The sequence below is a fragment of the Citrobacter sp. C348 genome (assembly GCF_047467975.1).
Classification (GTDB): domain Bacteria; phylum Pseudomonadota; class Gammaproteobacteria; order Enterobacterales; family Enterobacteriaceae; genus Citrobacter; species Citrobacter gillenii.
In genome coordinates, this window is record NZ_JASJUJ010000015.1 from 78430 (window position 1) to 97875 (window position 19446).

General features: G+C 52.1%; 20 protein-coding genes. 10 read left to right on the forward strand and 10 right to left on the reverse strand.

What is annotated here, in order from left to right:
- Window positions 1-13: 13 nt before the first annotated feature.
- On the forward strand, window positions 14-3328 hold the full coding sequence (gene mscM / locus QNN86_RS22140; RefSeq protein ID WP_414212340.1) for a miniconductance mechanosensitive channel MscM: 3315 nt from the start codon (window positions 14-16) through the stop codon (window positions 3326-3328).
- 81 nt (window positions 3329-3409) lie between these two features.
- Here the strand turns inward: mscM and yjeM are convergent, their stop codons facing one another.
- A complete protein-coding gene (gene yjeM / locus QNN86_RS22145) occupies window positions 3410-4912 on the reverse strand; it encodes a glutamate/gamma-aminobutyrate family transporter YjeM (protein WP_279277353.1) in 1503 nt (500 codons plus the stop codon).
- 212 nt (window positions 4913-5124) lie between these two features.
- Entirely contained in the window at window positions 5125-6102 is a 978-nt protein-coding gene (epmA, locus tag QNN86_RS22150; protein WP_096758600.1) for an elongation factor P--(R)-beta-lysine ligase, read from the reverse strand.
- Window positions 6103-6426: 324 nt separating this feature from the next.
- Here epmA and frdA point away from each other — a divergent pair, with 324 nt between their 5' ends.
- From frdA to QNN86_RS22175, 5 genes are all read left to right on the forward strand, one after another.
- Window positions 6427-8217, forward strand: a complete 1791-nt coding sequence (gene frdA / locus QNN86_RS22155; RefSeq protein ID WP_135323431.1) for a fumarate reductase (quinol) flavoprotein subunit — start codon at window positions 6427-6429, stop codon at window positions 8215-8217.
- Entirely contained in the window at window positions 8210-8944 is a 735-nt protein-coding gene (gene frdB / locus QNN86_RS22160) for a fumarate reductase iron-sulfur protein (protein ID WP_096758601.1), read from the forward strand. Before frdA ends, frdB begins: the two co-directional genes overlap by 8 nt.
- A 10-nt stretch (window positions 8945-8954) precedes the next feature.
- The gene (gene frdC, locus QNN86_RS22165; RefSeq protein WP_181618466.1) at window positions 8955-9350 is read left to right on the forward strand and encodes a fumarate reductase subunit FrdC; all 396 of its coding nucleotides are present in this window, start codon (window positions 8955-8957) and stop codon (window positions 9348-9350) included.
- A gap of 10 nt (window positions 9351-9360) precedes the next feature.
- Window positions 9361-9717, forward strand: a complete 357-nt coding sequence (gene frdD / locus QNN86_RS22170) for a fumarate reductase subunit FrdD (RefSeq protein WP_003025535.1) — start codon at window positions 9361-9363, stop codon at window positions 9715-9717.
- Window positions 9718-9823: 106 nt separating this feature from the next.
- Entirely contained in the window at window positions 9824-10357 is a 534-nt protein-coding gene (locus tag QNN86_RS22175; RefSeq protein WP_181618465.1) for a lipocalin family protein, read from the forward strand.
- Here the strand turns inward: QNN86_RS22175 and sugE are convergent.
- A complete protein-coding gene (sugE, locus tag QNN86_RS22180) occupies window positions 10354-10671 on the reverse strand; it encodes a quaternary ammonium compound efflux SMR transporter SugE (RefSeq protein ID WP_016151397.1) in 318 nt (105 codons plus the stop codon). The genes QNN86_RS22175 and sugE overlap by 4 nt on opposite strands.
- Window positions 10672-10930: 259 nt before the next feature.
- On the opposite strand from sugE, the gene QNN86_RS22185 reads away from it, so the two are divergent.
- Window positions 10931-11530 carry a LuxR C-terminal-related transcriptional regulator gene (locus QNN86_RS22185; RefSeq protein WP_279277354.1) on the forward strand — a complete coding sequence of 200 codons (600 nt, stop codon included), beginning with the start codon at window positions 10931-10933 and terminating at the stop codon, window positions 11528-11530.
- A gap of 30 nt (window positions 11531-11560) precedes the next feature.
- Here the strand turns inward: QNN86_RS22185 and ecnB are convergent, their stop codons facing one another.
- The 3 genes from ecnB to efp form a co-directional block, all read right to left on the reverse strand.
- Window positions 11561-11707, reverse strand: coding sequence for a lipoprotein toxin entericidin B (ecnB, locus tag QNN86_RS22190; RefSeq protein WP_096758604.1), 147 nt, complete (start codon window positions 11705-11707; stop codon window positions 11561-11563).
- Between the two features lie 107 nt (window positions 11708-11814).
- Window positions 11815-11949, reverse strand: a complete 135-nt coding sequence (gene ecnA, locus QNN86_RS22195) for a lipoprotein antitoxin entericidin A (RefSeq protein ID WP_043018154.1) — start codon at window positions 11947-11949, stop codon at window positions 11815-11817.
- Between the two features lie 56 nt (window positions 11950-12005).
- A complete protein-coding gene (gene efp, locus QNN86_RS22200; RefSeq protein WP_096758605.1) occupies window positions 12006-12572 on the reverse strand; it encodes an elongation factor P in 567 nt (188 codons plus the stop codon).
- Window positions 12573-12612: 40 nt separating this feature from the next.
- On the opposite strand from efp, the gene epmB reads away from it, so the two are divergent.
- Both epmB and yjeJ read left to right on the forward strand, forming a co-directional pair.
- A complete protein-coding gene (epmB, locus tag QNN86_RS22205; RefSeq protein WP_096758606.1) occupies window positions 12613-13641 on the forward strand; it encodes an EF-P beta-lysylation protein EpmB in 1029 nt (342 codons plus the stop codon).
- Between the two features lie 181 nt (window positions 13642-13822).
- Window positions 13823-14686, forward strand: a complete 864-nt coding sequence (gene yjeJ / locus QNN86_RS22210; protein WP_414212341.1) for a YjeJ family protein — start codon at window positions 13823-13825, stop codon at window positions 14684-14686.
- A gap of 88 nt (window positions 14687-14774) precedes the next feature.
- Here yjeJ and QNN86_RS22215 read toward each other — a convergent pair whose 3' ends face one another.
- The 3 genes from QNN86_RS22215 to QNN86_RS22225 form a co-directional block, all read right to left on the reverse strand.
- Window positions 14775-15128 (reverse strand): DUF4156 domain-containing protein, encoded by a 354-nt coding sequence (locus tag QNN86_RS22215; protein ID WP_042999161.1) that lies wholly within the window; start codon window positions 15126-15128, stop codon window positions 14775-14777.
- 186 nt (window positions 15129-15314) lie between these two features.
- A complete protein-coding gene (gene groL / locus QNN86_RS22220) occupies window positions 15315-16961 on the reverse strand; it encodes a chaperonin GroEL (RefSeq protein WP_096758608.1) in 1647 nt (548 codons plus the stop codon).
- A gap of 43 nt (window positions 16962-17004) precedes the next feature.
- Window positions 17005-17298: a co-chaperone GroES gene (locus QNN86_RS22225; RefSeq protein ID WP_152401628.1), complete on the reverse strand. Its 294-nt coding sequence runs from the start codon at window positions 17296-17298 to the stop codon at window positions 17005-17007.
- A gap of 275 nt (window positions 17299-17573) precedes the next feature.
- Here QNN86_RS22225 and yjeH point away from each other — a divergent pair, with 275 nt between their 5' ends.
- A complete protein-coding gene (gene yjeH / locus QNN86_RS22230; protein WP_181618461.1) occupies window positions 17574-18824 on the forward strand; it encodes an L-methionine/branched-chain amino acid transporter in 1251 nt (416 codons plus the stop codon).
- Between the two features lie 75 nt (window positions 18825-18899).
- Here the strand turns inward: yjeH and QNN86_RS22235 are convergent, their stop codons facing one another.
- The gene (locus QNN86_RS22235) at window positions 18900-19379 is read right to left on the reverse strand and encodes an FxsA family protein (protein WP_115259635.1); all 480 of its coding nucleotides are present in this window, start codon (window positions 19377-19379) and stop codon (window positions 18900-18902) included.
- Window positions 19380-19446: the final 67 nt, after the last annotated feature.

Here is a 19446-nt window from a genome sequence, read left to right on the forward strand (position 1 = left end):
AGGAATCGCTGCTGTGCGCCTGATTATCACTTTTCTGATGGCCTGGTGCCTCAGCCAGGGGGCGTACGCTGCGACGGCCCCCGATACCAAACAAATTACCCAGGAACTGGAGCAGGCCAAAGCGGCAAAACCCGCTCAGCCGGAAGCCGTCGAGGCGCTCCAGTCCGCGCTGAATGCCCTTGAAGAGCGTAAAGGCTCTCTCGAGCGCGCCGAACAGTATCAGCAGGTTATTGATAACTTCCCCAAGCTGTCCGCGACGCTTCGCGCGCAGCTTAGCAACCTGCGTGATGAACCGCGCAGCATTCCTACAGACCTTTCGACTGATGCCTTAAACCAGGAGATCCTGCAGGTCAGCAGCCAGTTGCTGGAAAAAAGCCGTCAGGCCCAGCAGGAGCAAGATCGCGCCCGGGAAATCGCCGATTCATTAAACCAGCTTCCCCAACAGCAAACCGATGCCCGCCGTCAGTTAAATGAGATTGAGCGACGCCTTGGCGCAGCCAGCAGCAATACGCCGCTCAATCAGTCGTTGCAGGCTGAATCCGCCAGACTCAAAGCGCTGGTCGATGAGCTGGAGCTGGCTCAACTTTCCGCCAACAATCGTCAGGAACTGGCGCGTATGCGCTCCGAACTGGCCGAAAAACAGAGCCAGCAGCTCGACGCTTACCTGCAGGCATTACGAAATCAGCTCAATAGCCAGCGGCAGCGTGAAGCGGAGCGGGCGCTGGAAAGCACCGAGCTGCTGGCAGAAAACAGTGCGGGACTGCCGGAAGGCATTGTCGATCAGTTCAAGGTCAACCGCGAACTGTCACAGGCGTTAAACCAGCAGGCACAACGCATGGACCTGGTGGCGTCTCAACAGCGCCAGGCCACCGGTCAAACGTTGCAGGTACGTCAGGCGCTGAACACGCTGCGCGAGCAGTCACAGTGGCTGGGAGCGTCGAATATGCTGGGCGAAGCTCTTCGCGCGCAGGTTTCCCGTCTACCTGAAATGCCTAAGCCGCAACAGCTCGATACCGAAATGGCGCAGCTTCGCGTACATCGCATGCGCTATGAAGACCTCCTCAACAAACAGCCGCAGCTACGCCAGATCCATCAAGCGGATGGACAGCCGCTTACCGCAGAGCAGACCCGTATTCTCAATGCCCAACTGCGTACCCAGCGTGAGCTGTTGAATTCCCTGCTACAGGGCGGCGATACGCTGATACTCGAGTTAACCAAGCTGAAAGTCTCCAATAGTCAGTTGGAAGATGCGCTGAAAGAGGTTAACGAAGCCACGCACCGCTATCTGTTCTGGACCTCTGACGTCAGTCCGATTTCACTCTCCTGGCCGGTCGATTTGGTTCAGGATCTGCGTCGTCTAATCTCATTAGATACGTTTAATCAGCTTGGTAAAGCCAGCGTCATGATGCTCACCAGTAAGGCCACGCTGCTGCCGCTGTTCGCCGCGCTGGTGCTGGTGGGGTTTAGCCTCTATTCGCGTAAGCACTTCACCCGCTTTCTTGAGCGATCGTCTGCGCGGGTCGGCAAAGTCACCCAGGATCACTTCTGGCTGACGATACGAACGGTATTCTGGTCAATTCTCGTTGCCTCGCCGCTGCCGGTGCTGTGGGCGACACTGGGTTACGGCCTGCAGGAAGCCTGGCCCTATCCGCTGGCCGTCGCCATCGGCGATGGTGTGACCGCCACGGTGCCTATGCTGTGGGCGGTGATGATTTGCGCCACCTTTGCGCGGCCGAATGGTCTGTTCATCGCGCACTTTGGCTGGCCGCGCAACCGCGTCGCTAAAGCTATGCACTATTACCTGATGAGCATCGGGCTGATTGTTCCGCTGATCATGGCGGTGATCATGTTTGATAATCTCAATGACCGGGAGTTCTCCGCCTCATTGGGTCGCCTGTGCTTTATGCTGATCTGTGGCGCACTGGCCATCGTCACCCTGAGCCTGAAGCGCGCCGGTATTCCGCTGTACCTCGACAAAGAGGGTAACGGCGACAACATGGTCAACAGCATGCTGTGGAATATGCTAATGGGTGCCCCGTTAGTTGCCATTCTTGCGGCCGCGGTAGGTTACCTGGCCACAGCACAGGCGCTGCTGGCCCGCCTGGAGACGTCTGTTGCTATATGGTTCTTGTTGCTGGTGGTTTATCACGTCATCCGCCGCTGGATGCTTATCCAGCGCCGTCGTCTGGCTTTTGACCGCGCCAAACACCGACGCGCAGAAATGCTGGCGCAGCGTGCACGTGGTGAAGAAGAACCCGCGCACTCAACCAGCCTGGAAGGAGCGATAGATATCGATGAAAGCGAAGTCGATCTGGACGCGATAAGCGCACAGTCGCTGCGCCTGGTGCGGTCTATCCTGATGCTCATCGCCCTGCTTTCAGTCATCGTGCTGTGGTCAGAAATTCATTCCGCGTTCGGCTTCCTGGAAAATATCTCACTATGGGATGTGACGTCCACGGTGCAGGGCGTAGAAAGCTTAGAGCCGATTACGCTGGGCGCAGTGCTTATTGCCATTCTGGTGTTTATCATCACCACCCAGCTGGTGCGTAACCTGCCTGCACTGCTGGAACTGGCGCTGTTGCAGCACCTGGATTTAACACCAGGTACCGGTTACGCCATCACCACTATAACCAAGTATCTACTGATGCTAATTGGTGGCCTGGTGGGCTTCTCAATGATTGGTATTGAGTGGTCGAAACTGCAGTGGCTGGTTGCTGCTCTCGGTGTTGGTTTGGGCTTTGGTTTGCAAGAGATCTTCGCCAACTTTATATCCGGCCTGATCATCCTGTTTGAAAAACCAATTCGTATTGGCGACACGGTGACCATTCGCGACCTCACCGGCAGCGTGACCAAGATTAACACCCGCGCGACCACCATCAGCGACTGGGATCGTAAAGAGATCATCGTGCCCAACAAGGCGTTTATCACCGAGCAGTTTATCAACTGGTCGTTATCCGACTCAGTGACTCGTGTGGTATTGACCATTCCTGCACCGTCAGAAGCCAACAGCGAAGAGGTCACGCAAATCCTGCTCACTGCCGCCCAGCGCTGCTCACTGGTTATCGACACACCGGCGCCGGAAGTCTTCCTGGTTGACCTTCAGCAGGGGATTCAGATCTTTGAGCTGCGTATCTATGCCGCAGAGATGGGACACCGTATGCCATTGCGCCACGAGATCCACCAGCTGATTCTGGCGGGCTTCCGTGAGCACGGTATTGATATGCCATTCCCACCGTTCCAGATGCGTCTGGAGAGCCTCAGCGGAAAGCAAACGGGGAGAACGTTAAGTTCTGCGGGCAGAGGTAAGCGCCCGGCGGGAAGCTTGTAAACGTGAGTGGTCCCGGATGGCGGCTTCGCCTAATCCGGCCTACGAAGATGCTTCTTTAGTAGGCCGGATTAGGCAGGTCGTTTATTCAACCGCCCATTCAGGCTCATTGGCCATACGACGGCTGTAGTTCTGGTAAATCGCCATGGCTAACAACGAGAAGAAAATCGGCCCGCCGGTCATCCACAGTGCACTGTTCCAGTCGCCAGCTTCAATCACCGGCTGGATAATGGTGAACACGTTGGCGAACGTCACCACCAGCACCACGACACTCGTTGCCAGTAGCGTTGCGGCTCGGGTTTTAAATATCACAAACGGTCTTTCCAGACCGACGCGAGATTTAAAGAAAGGGAACGCCAGTGCGAGGAACAGATACGGCAGCGTCATCGAGACGTTCGCCATCAGCGTCAGCTTGTTATAGAACGCTGAGGCCGTATCGCCGCCAAACGACACCAGAAGAATAAACAGGCTCACAAGCCCACACTGCATCCACATCGCCGTCGTCGGCATCCCCATAGCGTTCAGTCTGGTCATCGGTGCAGGCCACAGTGCTTTTGGCGTCCCCTGAATAATCGCTTTCAGCGGCGAGTAGCTGAGCGTGAAGAATGCCCCGGTATAAGCAAGGAACATAGACAGGCCGGTAATACGCGCAAACCAGACGCCTGTAGTGATAGCCGCCTCAGGTGAAAGATGCAGCGCATGGCCCAGAGTCATCCCCAAACTTTTCATCAGGATATAAGTAATATTACCCAAGTTCACTGAACTATTACTTAATACATCCTGCCAGTTGGTACTCACGCCCCATAAAAAGATGGCCAGCGAATAACCCACTGAAATGACAATCGCCGCGAAGACAATGCCTTTCGCGAAGTTCTTTTCAGGTTTCTCTGTTTTATCAACCAGTCCACCCACGGCCTCTATTCCGCCATAGGCAAAAATAGCAAACACCACAAATGACAGCATGGCCAGACCGGACTGATATCCCGGATTCGGTGAAGAGACAAAATTAATATCCTGTGCAAAGTGGCCACCGGTTAATAACAAAATAGCGATACTCACTAACAACAGAACTAAATTAAGACACATGACGGCAATTCCGCCAACCGCCGTAATGCGAGCAATCTTATTAATACCCCGTGACGCTACGCCAGTCACCAACACCATCCAGCCAACAGCAAGCAGTCCGACGACCTGCGTGGGCTCAAACCCGGCGATACGCCAGGTCTGCGTCATATCCGCGCCGAATATAAAGGTGGAAAAAGGCACCCAGACTTTCGCCGCGGTGCTCACCATCCAGATAACGTAGGAAGAGAACCACATAAAGGTGCCGATAAACGCATAACGAGGTCCGACGCTATTATTCATCCACGAATAGATCCCACCCTCTTCTTTCCGATAGGCAGACCCCATTTCAGCCATCATTAAGGCAAATGGGATAAAGAATAATAATGCAGAAAATACATACCATGGAATGGCACTGTATCCCATTAAATAGAAAGCCGAGGGGCTATTAGCAAATCCAAAAACAGACGTAAATATCATCAGGATGAGACCAGTCAGGCTCATCTTTTTTATTGTTTGGGTCATTAAACTATCCCTTACTCTGGAGAGTGTTTATCAAACACCACTCACCGGTGAATACTGCCCCCTTGCAGAGATCAGCAATAAGAAAATCAACACAGGATTGATACCTGAATGCTAACAAAATTCCAGAGTTAAATTGTGGCTATTAGAGGGGAAATGAAAAAAGATGCTACAAAGTGGCGACTATGCGCCACTTTGCAATGCGGAGACGTGAATTACGCACGATCGACGGTAAAGGCGATAACATCGGCCAGGCTATCAGCACCCAGAGCCAGCATAACCAGACGGTCGACGCCCAGCGCCACGCCTGAGCAATCCGGCATCCCAACTTTTAGCGCTTCAAGCAGATTGTTATCGATAGGCTGTTGCGGTAAGCCACGGGCGGCTCGTTTGCGGTTATCCTGTTCGAAGCGTTGCTGCTGCTCGCGTGCATCGGTCAACTCATGGAAACCATTCGCCAGCTCAATACCTTTGTAGTACACCTCAAAACGTTCGGCCACGCGGTGGTCTTCAGTACTGATTTGCGCCAACGACGCCTGGCTGGCCGGGAAATGATATACAAACGTCGGTTTATCTTTGCCAATGTGCGGTTCGACGCCCATCGCAAACAGCAGTTGCAGCAAGGTATCCCGGTCTTCTTCGGTGTCCGCGATATTGCTGAGATCCAGCTTAGCCGCCGCTTCGCGCAACTGTGTTTTATCCGCTGACAGCGGATCGATTTCCAGATGACGCTGGAAGGCTTGCTGATAAGAGAGGCTTTCCGCCGGAGAGCAGTCCAGCACTTGCTGGAGCAAATCGTCCACTTCATTCATCAGACGGTACATGTCGTAATGAGGACGGTACCACTCGAGCATGGTGAACTCGGGGTTATGGTGACGCCCCATCTCTTCGTTACGGAAACTGCGACACAGTTGGTAGACCGGACCACACCCTGCCACCAGCAGGCGCTTCATATGGTATTCCGGGCTGGTCATCAAATAGAGGTTCATGCCCTGAGAATGACCTGGGCCAACGAAACGCGTTTCGAACGGGAACAGATGAATATCCGTAACCGTCGCCTGACTCATACAAGGTGTCTCAACCTCAAGCACGCCACGGTCAGCAAAAAAGCGGCGGATTTCCGCTATAATTGCTGCACGTTTTAACAGATTGGGGATGGACGCGCTCGGCTGCCAGGTTGCCGTTTCGCTCATGGTTGTTTCTCCGATTTAAGACAAGGGCACGAAGTCTACTCGTAACGCGTTAGCGAGACAAATTTCGGGAGGGAATAACAAACACGGACAAGTTGATAAAAAAAGCAACATTGGGTGGTTTAGTAATTAAATTAATCAAAATCAATGATAATTCCCCCCTGTGATACGCTAAAAAAATCGAACACGTCAAATTTCCCGCTCCTCCCTGAGACTATACTATTGTACCTATAAAGGAGCAGTGGAAACGCGTTCATAACCCGTTTGACTCAGATGAAGCATCTGATTACGGGCGGGGATGAAATAACAACAATCTGGAGGAATGTCGTGCAAACCTTTCAAGCCGATCTTGCCATTATAGGCGCCGGTGGCGCGGGATTACGTGCTGCAATTGCTGCCGCACAAGCAAATCCCAACGCTAAAATCGCACTGATCTCAAAAGTGTACCCAATGCGCAGCCATACCGTTGCTGCCGAAGGCGGCTCTGCTGCTGTCGCGCAGGATCATGACAGCTTTGACTACCATTTTCACGATACGGTAGCTGGCGGAGACTGGCTGTGTGAGCAGGATGTCGTGGATTACTTTGTCCACCACTGCCCAACTGAAATGACGCAACTGGAACAATGGGGTTGCCCATGGAGCCGTCGTGAAGACGGTAGCGTCAACGTACGTCGCTTCGGCGGTATGAAAATCGAGCGTACCTGGTTTGCCGCGGATAAGACCGGCTTCCACATGCTGCATACGCTGTTCCAAACATCTTTGCAGTTCCCGCAAATTCAGCGTTTCGACGAACACTTCGTCCTGGACATCCTGGTTGATGACGGTCAGGCTCGCGGCCTGGTTGCGATGAACATGATGGAAGGCACGCTGATGCAAATCCGTGCTAACGCGGTTGTTATGGCAACAGGCGGCGCAGGCCGTGTGTACCGTTACAACACCAATGGCGGCATTGTTACCGGCGACGGTATGGGCATGGCACTGAGCCACGGCGTTCCGCTGCGTGATATGGAATTCGTTCAGTATCACCCGACTGGTCTGCCAGGCTCCGGTATCCTGATGACCGAAGGCTGCCGCGGTGAAGGCGGTATTCTGGTCAACAAAGATGGCTATCGCTATCTGCAAGACTACGGCATGGGTCCGGAAACTCCGCTGGGCGAGCCGAAGAACAAGTACATGGAACTGGGTCCGCGTGACAAAGTTTCTCAGGCGTTCTGGCACGAATGGCGTAAAGGCAACACCATTTCCACCCCGCGTGGCGATGTGGTTTACCTCGACCTGCGTCATCTCGGCGAGAAAAAACTGCTCGAGCGCTTACCGTTCATCTGCGAACTGGCGAAAGCCTACGTGGGTGTCGATCCGGTTAAAGAACCGATCCCGGTACGTCCGACCGCACACTACACCATGGGCGGTATCGAAACCGATCAGCACTGTGAAACTCGCATTAAAGGTCTGTTCGCCGTTGGTGAATGTTCCTCTGTTGGTCTGCATGGCGCTAACCGTCTGGGTTCTAACTCTCTGGCAGAACTGGTGGTCTTCGGCCGCATGGCCGGTGAGAAAGCAATGGAACGCGCTTCTACTGCTGGCGCTGCAAACGGTGCCGCACTCGACGCACAGGTTGCTGGCGTTGAAAAACGTCTGAAAGATCTGGTGAACCAGGAAGGTAACGAAAACTGGTCTAAAATCCGCGACGAAATGGGTCTGTCCATGGAAGAAGGTTGCGGTATCTACCGTACGCCGGAACTCATGCAGAAAACCGTTGATAAACTCGCCGAACTGCAGGAACGTTTCAAGCGCGTACGTATCACCGATACCTCCAGCGTCTTCAACACCGACTTGCTGTACACCATCGAACTGGGTCATGGTCTGAACGTTGCTGAATGTATGGCGCACTCTGCGCTGGCACGTAAAGAATCCCGCGGCGCGCACCAGCGTCTGGATGAAGGCTGCACCGAGCGTGATGACGTTAACTTCCTCAAACACACTCTCGCCTTCCGCGATGCTGACGGCACAACTCGCCTGGAATACAGCGACGTGAAAATCACCACTCTGCCGCCAGCTAAACGTATGTACGGTGGCGAAGCGGAAGCAGCCGATAAGAAGGAGAAGGCGAATGGCTGAGATGAAAAATCTGAAAGTTGAGGTGGTGCGCTATAACCCGGAAACCGATACCGCGCCGCACAGTGCTTTCTATGAAGTTCCTTATGATGAAACCACATCTCTACTGGATGCGTTGGGTTACATCAAAGATAACCTGGCGCCGGACCTGAGCTACCGCTGGTCCTGCCGTATGGCAATCTGCGGCTCCTGCGGCATGATGGTCAACAACGTGCCTAAACTGGCGTGCAAAACCTTCCTGCGTGAATACACCAACGGTATGAAGGTTGAAGCGCTGGGCAACTTCCCGATCGAACGCGATCTGGTCGTCGATATGACGCACTTTATCGAAAGCCTGGAAGCGATCAAGCCATACATCATTGGTAACCCGCGTACTCCGGATCAGGGTCCAAACACCCAGACTCCGGCGCAGATGGCGAAGTATCATCAGTTCTCCGGTTGCATCAACTGTGGTCTGTGCTATGCCGCGTGCCCGCAGTTCGGCCTGAACCCAGAGTTCATTGGACCGGCTGCAATCACCCTGGCGCATCGTTATAACGAAGATAGCCGCGACCACGGTAAGAAGGAGCGTATGGCTCAGTTGAACAGCCCGAACGGCGTCTGGTCCTGTACTTTCGTGGGCTACTGCTCCGAAGTCTGCCCGAAACACGTCGATCCGGCTGCGGCCATTCAGCAGGGTAAAGTTGAAAGTTCAAAAGACTTTCTTATCGCTACCCTGAAACCACGCTAAGGAGTGCACGATGACGACTAAACGCAAAGCCTATGTGCGGCCAATGACGTCCACTTGGTGGAAAAAACTGCCATTTTATCGTTTTTACATGCTGCGTGAAGGCACGGCAGTTCCGGCAGTCTGGTTCAGCATTGAACTGATTATCGGCCTGTTTGCACTCAAGCATGGTGCAGAGTCCTGGATGGGTTTTGTCGCCTTTTTACAAAACCCGGTGGTGGTAATTCTTAATATTATCGCCCTGGCTGCAGCGCTGCTGCATACCAAAACCTGGTTTGAGCTGGCGCCAAAAGCTGCCAACATCATCGTAAAAGACGAAAAAATGGGGCCAGAGCCGGTAATCAAAGGTCTCTGGGCAGTTACTGTGGTTGCGACAGTAGTAATACTGTTTGTTGCCCTGTTCTGGTAAGGAGTCCGGAATGATTAATCCAAATCCAAAACGCTCTGACGAACCCGTATTCTGGGGCCTGTTTGGTGCAGGCGGTATGTGGAGCGCTATCATTGCGCCGGTGATGATCCTGTTGGTAGGCATTATGCTGCCGCTGGGCTTTGTTCCTGATGCGTTCAGCTATGAACGCGTACTGGCATTTGCTCAGAGCTTCATCGGACGTGCGTTCCTGTTCCTGATGATCGTTCTGCCGCTGTGGTGTGGTTTACACCGTATGCACCACGCGATGCATGACCTGAAAATTCACGTGCCGGCTGGCAAGTGGGTATTCTACGGTCTGGCTGCGATCCTGACCGTTGTAACGGCGATTGGTATTCTGACCATCTAATCGCTCCGCCCTCTTATCATCCGGTAAGAGGGCGTTTTTTCGCTCTCTCTTCCCTTAATTCCCCGCCAGGTTCTACACTTAGGAAAAACCTTAAAAGGAAAATCCTATGCGCTTGCTGCCTGTAGTTGCTGCCGTTACCGCTGCATTTCTGGTTGTCGCTTGCAGCTCTCCTACGCCGCCTGCAGGCGTGACCGTTGTCAATAATTTTGACGCTAAACGCTATCTCGGGACCTGGTACGAAATCGCGCGTTTCGACCATCGCTTCGAGCGCGGGCTGGAAAAAGTCACTGCAACCTACAGCCTACGTGATGACGGCGGTATCAACGTGATCAACAAGGGCTACAACCCTGACAGAAGCATGTGGCAAAAAACGGAGGGTAAGGCTTATTTCACCGGCGATCCTACGCGAGCGGCGCTGAAGGTGTCGTTCTTCGGCCCGTTCTACGGTGGGTATAACGTGATTGCTCTCGATCGGGAGTATCGCCACGCGCTGGTCTGCGGCCCGGATCGCGACTACCTGTGGATCCTCTCACGTACCCCGACTATTTCAGACGAGATGAAACAGCAGATGCTGGCAGTCGCGACCCGGGAAGGGTTTGAAGTGAACAAGCTAATTTGGGTAAAACAGCCTGGCGCTTAGTGGGTACTGAGCTTCAGACCAATAATTCCGGCGACAATCAGACCCAGACTCAGCAAACGTGCCGGACTGGCGGATTCCCCCAGCAGCAGGATACCGGTAATGGCCGCCCCTACCGCACCAATACCGGTCCAGACCGCATAAGCCGTTCCAACAGGTAGTGTTCGCATCGCCCAGGACAGCATAGCGATACTGACGATCATCGCCACAATGGTAATAATACTCGGCGTCAGGCGGGTAAAACCGTGGGTATATTTCAGACCAATTGCCCATACGACTTCGAGCAGGCCAGCAATCAATAAAACGATCCAGGACATATCAGGCTCCAGAATAGCAATGGGGCCGTCCCCGGTGAGAGAAGCGTTTGCAGGTCGTCCTACAACGCTGAAGTATGAAAAGGTATTTTTGCCTGACAGAAAATGAATTTCAACCTTTTTATCCATTGCCTGCTTAAAGCAAGAATTGAGCACAAATAGCAGCGTAGTTCCCGCATTTGGCTGCCGTTGGACTTCTCTATGATAAATAGCTTTCTGAAGTCAGGAAGCCGTTTGCCCCACTTCTGAATGCGAAAAGTTTATGCATAAAATTTTAGTGATTGACCGGTGCCACTTTACCCGCACGGGGATCGAGGCCCTGCTTAATCATTCTGGCAGGTTTAATTCTTCGTTTCTGGTGTCAGGAATCAATAACCTCTTACTGGCAAAAGAACATATTTCGCAGTGGAAACCGCATCTGGTGATCGCGGATTTATATGGTTTTCTCAGCGATGTACATGCCAGTCCGCCGATTGCGCCTTTTTTTATGAGCTGTGGTCTGATCCCCCTGATTTTACTGCAATCAGGGGACAGAAAGGCTGTACCCGCTCACAACCCGCAATACGCCGTCCATTCGGTATTATCCAAACGCACTACGCTCTCTGAGTTGTCAGACAGTATTCAGGATGCTCTCTGCGTTCGTCCTGCGCTAAAGGCCACTAAAAACGCGACACCGCTGCTTACGCCGCAGGAAGAGAAAGTACTGTCGATGTGGATGGATGGCGTGAGTAACACTGCGATAGCCTCGGCCCTCGGCATTCATAGCAAGACGGTTTACACCTATAAACGCAACATTCGTATCAAGCTGCATTTAGGAAACCGCTTTTCACCGTTTCTGTCGCTACCCGAGAAAATGAATTAACGGTACGACAGAGCGTCGTACCGTTCATGATTATTGCTGAGCTTTTGTCGCTGCACCAGAGATTGCGCTACCGCCTTCAGAAATATCCTGCCCAACACCTTTTGTTGTATTACACGCAGTCAACACTGAAGAAAGAACCAACACAGAAAAGAGCGCTGCAATTGTCTTTTTAACCATAACGTCTTCCTTTTCTAGCCAATATTGTTTGTGTATAGCTACTTAATGATAGACAAGATCCGGAAGGATGACGGAAAAACGCATATTTTTAAGACAATATGACAGGCTCAACTGGCCGCGTGAGAGATGGAATTACCAAGATGTTTGATGTCTTCACCGAAGCCACGTGCGGTATTACAGCCCGTCAGGAGTGTGCTGGTGAACAGGATAAGCATTACAAGACCGAGAAGACGTTTCATCATTCCTGCCCTGGAAAAGTATGGCGCAGCAGCCTGCGCCATCGATCAAATAGGATGTATTACTTAACGCGGGAAACGTATTCGCCTGAACGCGTATCCACTTTGATCACTTCGCCGATCTGTACGAACAGCGGAACTTTAACAACTGCGCCGGTGGACAGCGTCGCTGGTTTGCCACCCGTACCCGCGGTGTCACCTTTCAGACCCGGGTCAGTTTCAACGATTTCCAGCTCAACAAAGTTCGGTGGGGTCACGGAGATAGGCTGACCATTCCACAGGGTCACGATGCACTCAGCCTGATCCAACAGCCATTTAGCGCTATCGCCTACCGCTTTCGCGTCAGCAGCCAGCTGTTCGAAAGTGGAGTTGTTCATGAAATGATAGAACTCACCGTCGTTGTACAGGTAAGTCAGGTTCATATCTACAACGTCTGCGCCTTCAGCGGAGTCGGTGGATTTGAAGGTTTTCTCTACACGAGTACCGGTCAGCAGGCGGCGCAGCTTAACGCGCGCGAAAGCCTGGCCTTTACCCGGTTTAACGAATTCACTGGCTTCAACCGCATAAGGTTCGCCGTCCATCATGATTTTAAGACCGGCACGAAAATCGTTGCTATAGTAAGTCGCCATAAGGCCCTCTGAAATTGTTAACTGGTAGCTTAGCCACAAAATGGCGCATATTGTAACCCTAAACACCCCATCCAGAGAAGATTGGTTAGTACAACTTGCCGATGTTCTCACCGATCCGGATGAACTATTACGTCTTTTGAATATAGACGCTGATGAAAATATGCTCGCAGGTCGTGAGGCAAAACGTCTTTTTGCCCTGCGCGTCCCGCGATCGTTTATCGCGCGGATGGAAAAAGGCAACCCCAACGATCCGCTGCTGCGCCAGGTACTCACCTCCCAAGATGAATTTGTCGCCGCGCCAGGATTCTCAACCGACCCGCTGGAAGAACAGCACAGCGTCGTGCCGGGATTACTACATAAGTATCGCAATCGGGCGTTGCTGCTGGTAAAAGGCGGATGCGCGGTCAACTGTCGCTACTGCTTCCGTCGCCATTTCCCTTATGCCGATAATCAGGGGAATAAGCGTAACTGGCAGATTGCGTTAGATTACATCGCGGCGCACCCGGAGCTGGATGAGATTATCTTCTCCGGCGGCGATCCGTTAATGGCCAAAGACCACGAACTGGACTGGTTGCTCACGCAACTGGAAGCCATCCCACATATTAAGCGCCTGCGCATTCACAGCCGTTTGCCGATTGTCATTCCGGCGCGAATTACCGACGGATTGGTCGAGCGTTTTGCTCACTCTTCTCTGCAAGTTCTGCTGGTGAATCACATTAACCACGCCAACGAAATTGATGAGACATTTCGTCAGGCGATGGCAAAACTGCGTCGGATTGGCGTCACACTGCTCAACCAAAGCGTGTTATTGCGCGGCGTGAACGATAACGCCCAGACGCTGGCGAATCTTAGCAACGCGCTATTTGATGCCGGCGTGATGCCCTATTACCTGCACGTGCTGGATAAGGTGCAAGGGGCTGCGCACTTTATGGTCAGCGACGATGAAGCGCGTCAAATCATGCGAGAACTGTTGACGCTGGTATCAGGCTATATGGTCCCCAAACTGGCGCGTGAAATTGGCGGAGAGCCCAGTAAAACGCCGCTGGATCTGCAATTACGTCAACAATAATCCAAATGAGTGTCCGCTTTCGGACACTCACTGCCGAATAATATAATTTCAATTTATTCAGTCCTTCTCTGGCTTTTAATTTATGTTATTTTAGCGATAGCTATCTTTTAATGTATTTATAAATCATATAAATAAATCAATATTTAGTTTTCCGTTGAATATTAGGTGAGAGAGAACCGCCGTGGCTATAACGATTAAAGGTATTAATACGGGCATTATTCGTCAAAAAAATGAGTTCATTGCGCTGGCATTAAAGATAAAGGAACCCAGAAATAAAGATTCGCTGTTTTTTCTGTCACCATTCGGGCTACGAGACCTGCTTATCGCGCTGGAGAGCAGATTGCATACCAAGCACCTGTTGGGCGAGGATGCGCGTCTGCAGTATGAAAAAGCACGTGACAAAGCCAGTCATAAAATGCATGAAAACATGCCATTAATCCTGGAAGATGAGCTTAAAAATGCGGATATTAATCGTCGGGTAAATTCACTGGCATTAGTAAACGACGAAGGCGAGAACTTAACGTTATCTCTTACGCTGCATGATAGCCAAATCTGCGAGTTGTTAATTAATGAACTACAAATTACGGTACTGGCACATGCAATTATTCACGCAATAAATAATGCAGGGATGCGCGAATTAGCGCTAAGAATTACATCGCTGCTGGATTTCTTACCGCTGTACGATGTTGATTGCCAGCAAAACGACAATCTTGAATATGATTCATATACACAACCAGAATGGAAACATAACCTGTTTAACCATTACCTGGCGATTATCTACCGCTATAAGGATGAAAAGGGTAAAGCTCAATACTGTGGCGCAATAGTGAAAACTCGCGCCCTTTCCGGCAGCAAAGAAGCTGAGGCCATTACTCGACGCCTTCTGGACTTCAGCCCACGACTGAAAAAACTTTCCGGTGTACCGTGCCAGGTGTTTGTCAGAACATTGACGGGTGATAACACCCAAAAGCTCAATCAGGATCAGTGTTTGCGCGCGCTACATCATTTACGCGTTCAGTCTGCGCATAAAGCTCAGAACGCCTGATGGCGCTGCGCTTATCAGGCCTACGCTCATGTGTACCGTAGGCCGGATAAGACGCTTCAGCGTCGCCATCCGGCATCAACAGCGTTTATCAATTAGGGCACTTATAAACCTGACCAATCATCTCGCTGGCGGTTGGGACAAAACTCGACAACATACCTTGTGATGGGCTGCTTACACCATAAATCACATTACCGCCCATTGCCGCAGCCTGGTTACGCAGATCGTTCGCCGCGCCGCGCATAGAGCCGCCCTCTTCGCCGTGCTGACCAGAAAGCCAGTTGCTCTGCTTACCGGTTGCGGTACCAATCAGCTGGCACTCGGCACCTGGCTTCTCTTCAACGAAGCGTACGCTTTGTCCGGCTGAACTCAGTTCGTTGCTGGAGCTACAACCCGCCATCAGTAGCGCGGCACCAACGATCCCTGCTAAATATTTCACGTGCATGTTATTCCCCATAATCAATGCGCTGGACGTTTTGTCCGTAGATGAATCATATACTAAAAAGATGACCAAAAGAAAAACCCCCGGACATTTCTGCCCGGGGGTTTCTCATTTTTCGCGAGATGCGTATTTAATCAAATAATTCAAGTTGCAGCCAACGAACCTGCGGCTTGAAGTATGAAGATTAAATTACATCATGCCGCCCATTCCGCCCATGCCGCCCATACCACCAGCAGCACCTAAGTCAGCGGAATCGCCTTTCGGCAGGTCGGTTACCATGCACTCGGTGGTGATCATCAGACCCGCAACAGAAGCCGCGTACTGCAGAGCAGAACGGGTTACTTTAGTCGGATCCAGGATACCCATGTCGATCATGTTACCGTATTCTTCAGTTGCAGCGTTGTAACCGTAGTTACCGTCACCCGCTTTCACGGTGTTAGCGACAACAGACGGTTCTTCGCCGCAGTTCAGAACGATCTGACGCAGCGGGGATTCCATTGCGCGCAGCGCAACTTTGATACCCACGTTCTGGTCTTCGTTCTGACCACGCAGTTCGCTCAGTTTGGATGCTACGCGGATCAGCGCAACACCACCACCAGCAACCACGCCTTCTTCTACCGCAGCACGGGTCGCGTGCAGGGCATCTTCAACGCGTGCTTTCTTCTCTTTCATTTCAACTTCGGTAGCAGCACCCACTTTGATGACTGCAACGCCGCCTGCCAGTTTCGCTACGCGCTCCTGCAGTTTTTCACGGTCGTAGTCAGAAGTTGCTTCTTCGATCTGCTGGCGAATCTGGGTTACACGACCCTGGATTGCCGCTTCTTCACCCACACCATCGATGATGGTGGTGGTGTCTTTGTTGATCACAACGCGTTTTGCCTGGCCCAGATCTTCCAGGGTCGCTTTTTCCAGCTCCATACCGATCTCTTCAGAGATAACGGTACCGCCGGTCAGAGTCGCGATATCCTGCAGCATAGCTTTACGGCGGTCGCCGAAGCCAGGTGCTTTAACCGCAGCCACTTTCACGATGCCACGCATGGTGTTAACGACCAGGGTAGCCAGCGCTTCGCCTTCAACATCCTCAGCAATGATCAGCAGCGGTTTGCCTGCTTTCGCAACGGCTTCCAGAACCGGCAGCATTTCGCGGATGTTGGAGATTTTCTTATCAGCCAGCAGGATGAACGGCGTTTCCAGCTCTACTGCGCCCGTTTCCGGCTTGTTGATGAAGTAAGGAGACAGGTAGCCACGGTCGAACTGCATACCTTCAACTACGTCCAGTTCGTCCTGCAGACCGGTACCGTCTTCAACGGTGATCACGCCTTCTTTACCGACTTTGTCCATCGCTTCAGCGATCAGTTTACCTACGGTTTCGTCGGAGTTAGCGGAGATGGTACCAACCTGAGCAATCGCTTTAGAGTCGGAGCACGGTACGGACAGGGCTTTCAGTTCTTCAACCGCAGCAGCGACAGCTTTGTCGATACCACGTTTCAGATCCATCGGGTTCATACCCGCAGCAACAGCCTTCAGGCCTTCAGTGATGATGGACTGAGCCAGTACGGTCGCAGTAGTCGTGCCGTCACCTGCAGCGTCGTTCGCTTTAGAGGCAACTTCTTTCACCATCTGCGCGCCCATGTTTTCGAACTTGTCTTCCAGCTCGATTTCACGTGCTACGGAAACACCATCTTTAGTGATAGCTGGGGCACCGAAAGATTTATCCAGAACCACGTTACGGCCTTTCGGACCGAGGGTAACTTTTACTGCGTCTGCCAGTACGTTCACGCCGCGCAGCATTTTCACACGAGCGTCGTTACCGAATTTTACGTCTTTAGCTGCCATTTTCTCTTTCCCTTAAATTCGTATGTTCAGTGTCGTTCGCGGATTAAGCTTCAACAATCGCCAGGATGTCACTTTCAGACATGATCAACACTTCTTCATTGTCGATCTTCTCAGATTTAACACCGTAGCCATCGTTGAAAATGACGATATCGCCGATTTTCACGTCCAGCGGCTGTACGGTACCGTTGTCCAGGATGCGACCCTTACCGACAGCGATGATTTCGCCACGAGTTGATTTACCCGCTGCGGAACCGGTCAGTACGATGCCGCCAGCAGATTTGGATTCAACTTCTTTACGTTTGACGATCACACGATCATGTAACGGACGAATACTCATTGATAGCTCTCCTTTGAGAAAGTCTTTATCAGTTATGGGTGGCGCCGGCCCGTGAACGGTTTACCGGCTAGTGACCAGAGAGATGGGGATGGGGTTTTCTCCCTTCAAGGGGGCAAGCGAAAAATTTTTTTTATCAGGAGAAAATCCCGCCAAAACACCGACACACCTCACATTTAATACCGATTTCAGTCGCGTCGTCATAAGCAAATCCGATTGTGATACCATCGAAAATCTGCGTTGTAGCCTATTTAACGGGCATAATCGGATAACAATTTATGAGTGGACTGAAGCAAGAGCTGGGGCTGGCTCAGGGCATTGGCCTGTTGTCGACATCATTGTTAGGGACAGGCGTTTTTGCTGTTCCCGCACTGGCTGCCCTGGTGGCGGGTAGCAATAGCCTGTGGGCCTGGCCGGTCCTCATTCTTCTAGTCTTCCCCGTAGCGATTGTCTTTGCCGTGCTCGGTCGCCATTACCCCAGCGCCGGCGGTGTGGCACATTTTGTCGGCATGGCCTTTGGCCCTCGCCTGGAGCGCGTTACCGGCTGGCTGTTTTTATCGGTGATTCCGGTCGGGCTGCCAGCGGCATTGCACATTGCCGCCGGATTCGGTCAGGCCATGTTTGGCTGGCATGGCTGGCAGCTTTTGTTGGCAGAGCTCGGTACGCTGGCGTTGGTTTGGTATGTGGGTTCCCGCGGCGCCAGCTCCAGTGCAAACCTGCAAACGGTCATCGCCGGGCTGATTGTTGCCCTTATCGCTGCCATCTGGTGGGCGGGTGAACTTAAACCCGGCGAAATCCCCTTTCCTGCCATTACCGATATTGAACTGCCTGGGTTATTCGCGGCGCTGTCGGTGATGTTCTGGTGTTTTGTCGGTCTTGAAGCATTCGCACACCTGGCCTCGGAGTTCAAAAAACCGGAGCGAGACTTTCCCCGTGCACTGATGATCGGCCTGCTACTGGCCGGTTCAGTCTACTGGGCATGTACGGTCGTGGTACTACATTTTGGCGCCTATGGTGAGCAAATGGCTGCGGCGGCATCGCTACCTAATATTGTCGTGCAACTGTTTGGCGTACAAGCTCTGTGGGTCGCCTGCATCATTGGTTATCTGGCCTGCTTTGCCAGCCTGAACATTTATATTCAGAGTTTCTCCCGCCTGGTGTGGTCGCAAGCGCAATATAAGCCGGAGAGTTACCTGGCTCGCTTGTCCCCTCGCCATCTTCCGCGCAATGCTTTGAACGCGGTGTTAGCTTGCTGCGTGGTCAGCACATTGTGCATCTATATACTGCAAATCAACCTCGATGCATTAATCATCTATGCCAACGGCATCTTTATTATGATTTATCTGCTGTGCATGTTAGCAGGGTGCCGACTTCTGAAAGGGCATTATCGGGTGCTGGCGGTGATTGGCTGCCTGCTGTGCCTGTTGCTGCTGGCAATGGTTGGCTGGAAGAGTCTGTATGCACTGATTATGCTGGCAGGACTGTGGTTGTTACTGCCAAAAAGGAAAATGGCAGAAAATAGACTGTAGGCCGATAGGTCGAATAAGCATTAGCGCCATCCGGCAAAAATGCCCGGTGGCGCTATGCTTACCGGGCCTACGGAATCAATCCCGACGGTCGTCGTCTTTGTGATCAAGGCGGTTGCGCTCATCATCTTTACGCTGGAACTCACCGTCAAAGGTCTCGCCCCCACCAGTTCCTGCACTAAAGCCGCCCCCCGGCATACGAGAAAAGCGCAGGTGCGGCAGCAGCTTCATGGTCAGATGCTTCTGCACCGGAGGTAACAAAAGAAGAAGACCGAGGAAATCGGTGAAGAAGCCCGGCAGCACCAGCAGCAAACCAGCAATAATCAGCGACACGCTCTTGATCATTTCTTCAGCAGGACTTTCACCCGCCGCCATTTTTTGTTGCATCAACAAAAAGTTCTTAAATCCTTGGTTACGAACCAGAGACATACCGATAACCGAGGTAAAAATGACCAAAATCAGCGTCATCAGAACACCCATAACATGGGCAACCTGAATGAAAATAGATATCTCTATGTAAACATAGAGAAAAATGGCAAGTAATGGTATCCAGCGCAAAGGACTCTCCTGTAAATAACAGCCGTTTTCGCCACGTCTGTCCAAATGGTTATGTGACTCGCATCGG

Excerpts from the sequence above, each read along its gene's own strand:
- yjeM (WP_279277353.1), bottom strand. The coding sequence starts at position 4,912 with ATGACCCAAACAATAAAAAAGATGAGCCTGACTGGTCTCATCCTGATG.
- epmA (WP_096758600.1), bottom strand. The coding sequence starts at position 6,102 with ATGAGCGAAACGGCAACCTGGCAGCCGAGCGCGTCCATCCCCAATCTG.
- frdB (WP_096758601.1), top strand. The coding sequence starts at position 8,210 with ATGGCTGAGATGAAAAATCTGAAAGTTGAGGTGGTGCGCTATAACCCG.
- frdC (WP_181618466.1), top strand. The coding sequence starts at position 8,955 with ATGACGACTAAACGCAAAGCCTATGTGCGGCCAATGACGTCCACTTGG.
- frdD (WP_003025535.1), top strand. The coding sequence starts at position 9,361 with ATGATTAATCCAAATCCAAAACGCTCTGACGAACCCGTATTCTGGGGC.
- QNN86_RS22175 (WP_181618465.1), top strand. The coding sequence starts at position 9,824 with ATGCGCTTGCTGCCTGTAGTTGCTGCCGTTACCGCTGCATTTCTGGTT.
- sugE (WP_016151397.1), bottom strand. The coding sequence starts at position 10,671 with ATGTCCTGGATCGTTTTATTGATTGCTGGCCTGCTCGAAGTCGTATGG.
- QNN86_RS22185 (WP_279277354.1), top strand. The coding sequence starts at position 10,931 with ATGCATAAAATTTTAGTGATTGACCGGTGCCACTTTACCCGCACGGGG.
- ecnB (WP_096758604.1), bottom strand. The coding sequence starts at position 11,707 with ATGGTTAAAAAGACAATTGCAGCGCTCTTTTCTGTGTTGGTTCTTTCT.
- ecnA (WP_043018154.1), bottom strand. The coding sequence starts at position 11,949 with ATGATGAAACGTCTTCTCGGTCTTGTAATGCTTATCCTGTTCACCAGC.
- efp (WP_096758605.1), bottom strand. The coding sequence starts at position 12,572 with ATGGCGACTTACTATAGCAACGATTTTCGTGCCGGTCTTAAAATCATG.
- epmB (WP_096758606.1), top strand. The coding sequence starts at position 12,613 with ATGGCGCATATTGTAACCCTAAACACCCCATCCAGAGAAGATTGGTTA.
- QNN86_RS22215 (WP_042999161.1), bottom strand. The coding sequence starts at position 15,128 with ATGCACGTGAAATATTTAGCAGGGATCGTTGGTGCCGCGCTACTGATG.
- groL (WP_096758608.1), bottom strand. The coding sequence starts at position 16,961 with ATGGCAGCTAAAGACGTAAAATTCGGTAACGACGCTCGTGTGAAAATG.
- QNN86_RS22225 (WP_152401628.1), bottom strand. The coding sequence starts at position 17,298 with ATGAGTATTCGTCCGTTACATGATCGTGTGATCGTCAAACGTAAAGAA.
- yjeH (WP_181618461.1), top strand. The coding sequence starts at position 17,574 with ATGAGTGGACTGAAGCAAGAGCTGGGGCTGGCTCAGGGCATTGGCCTG.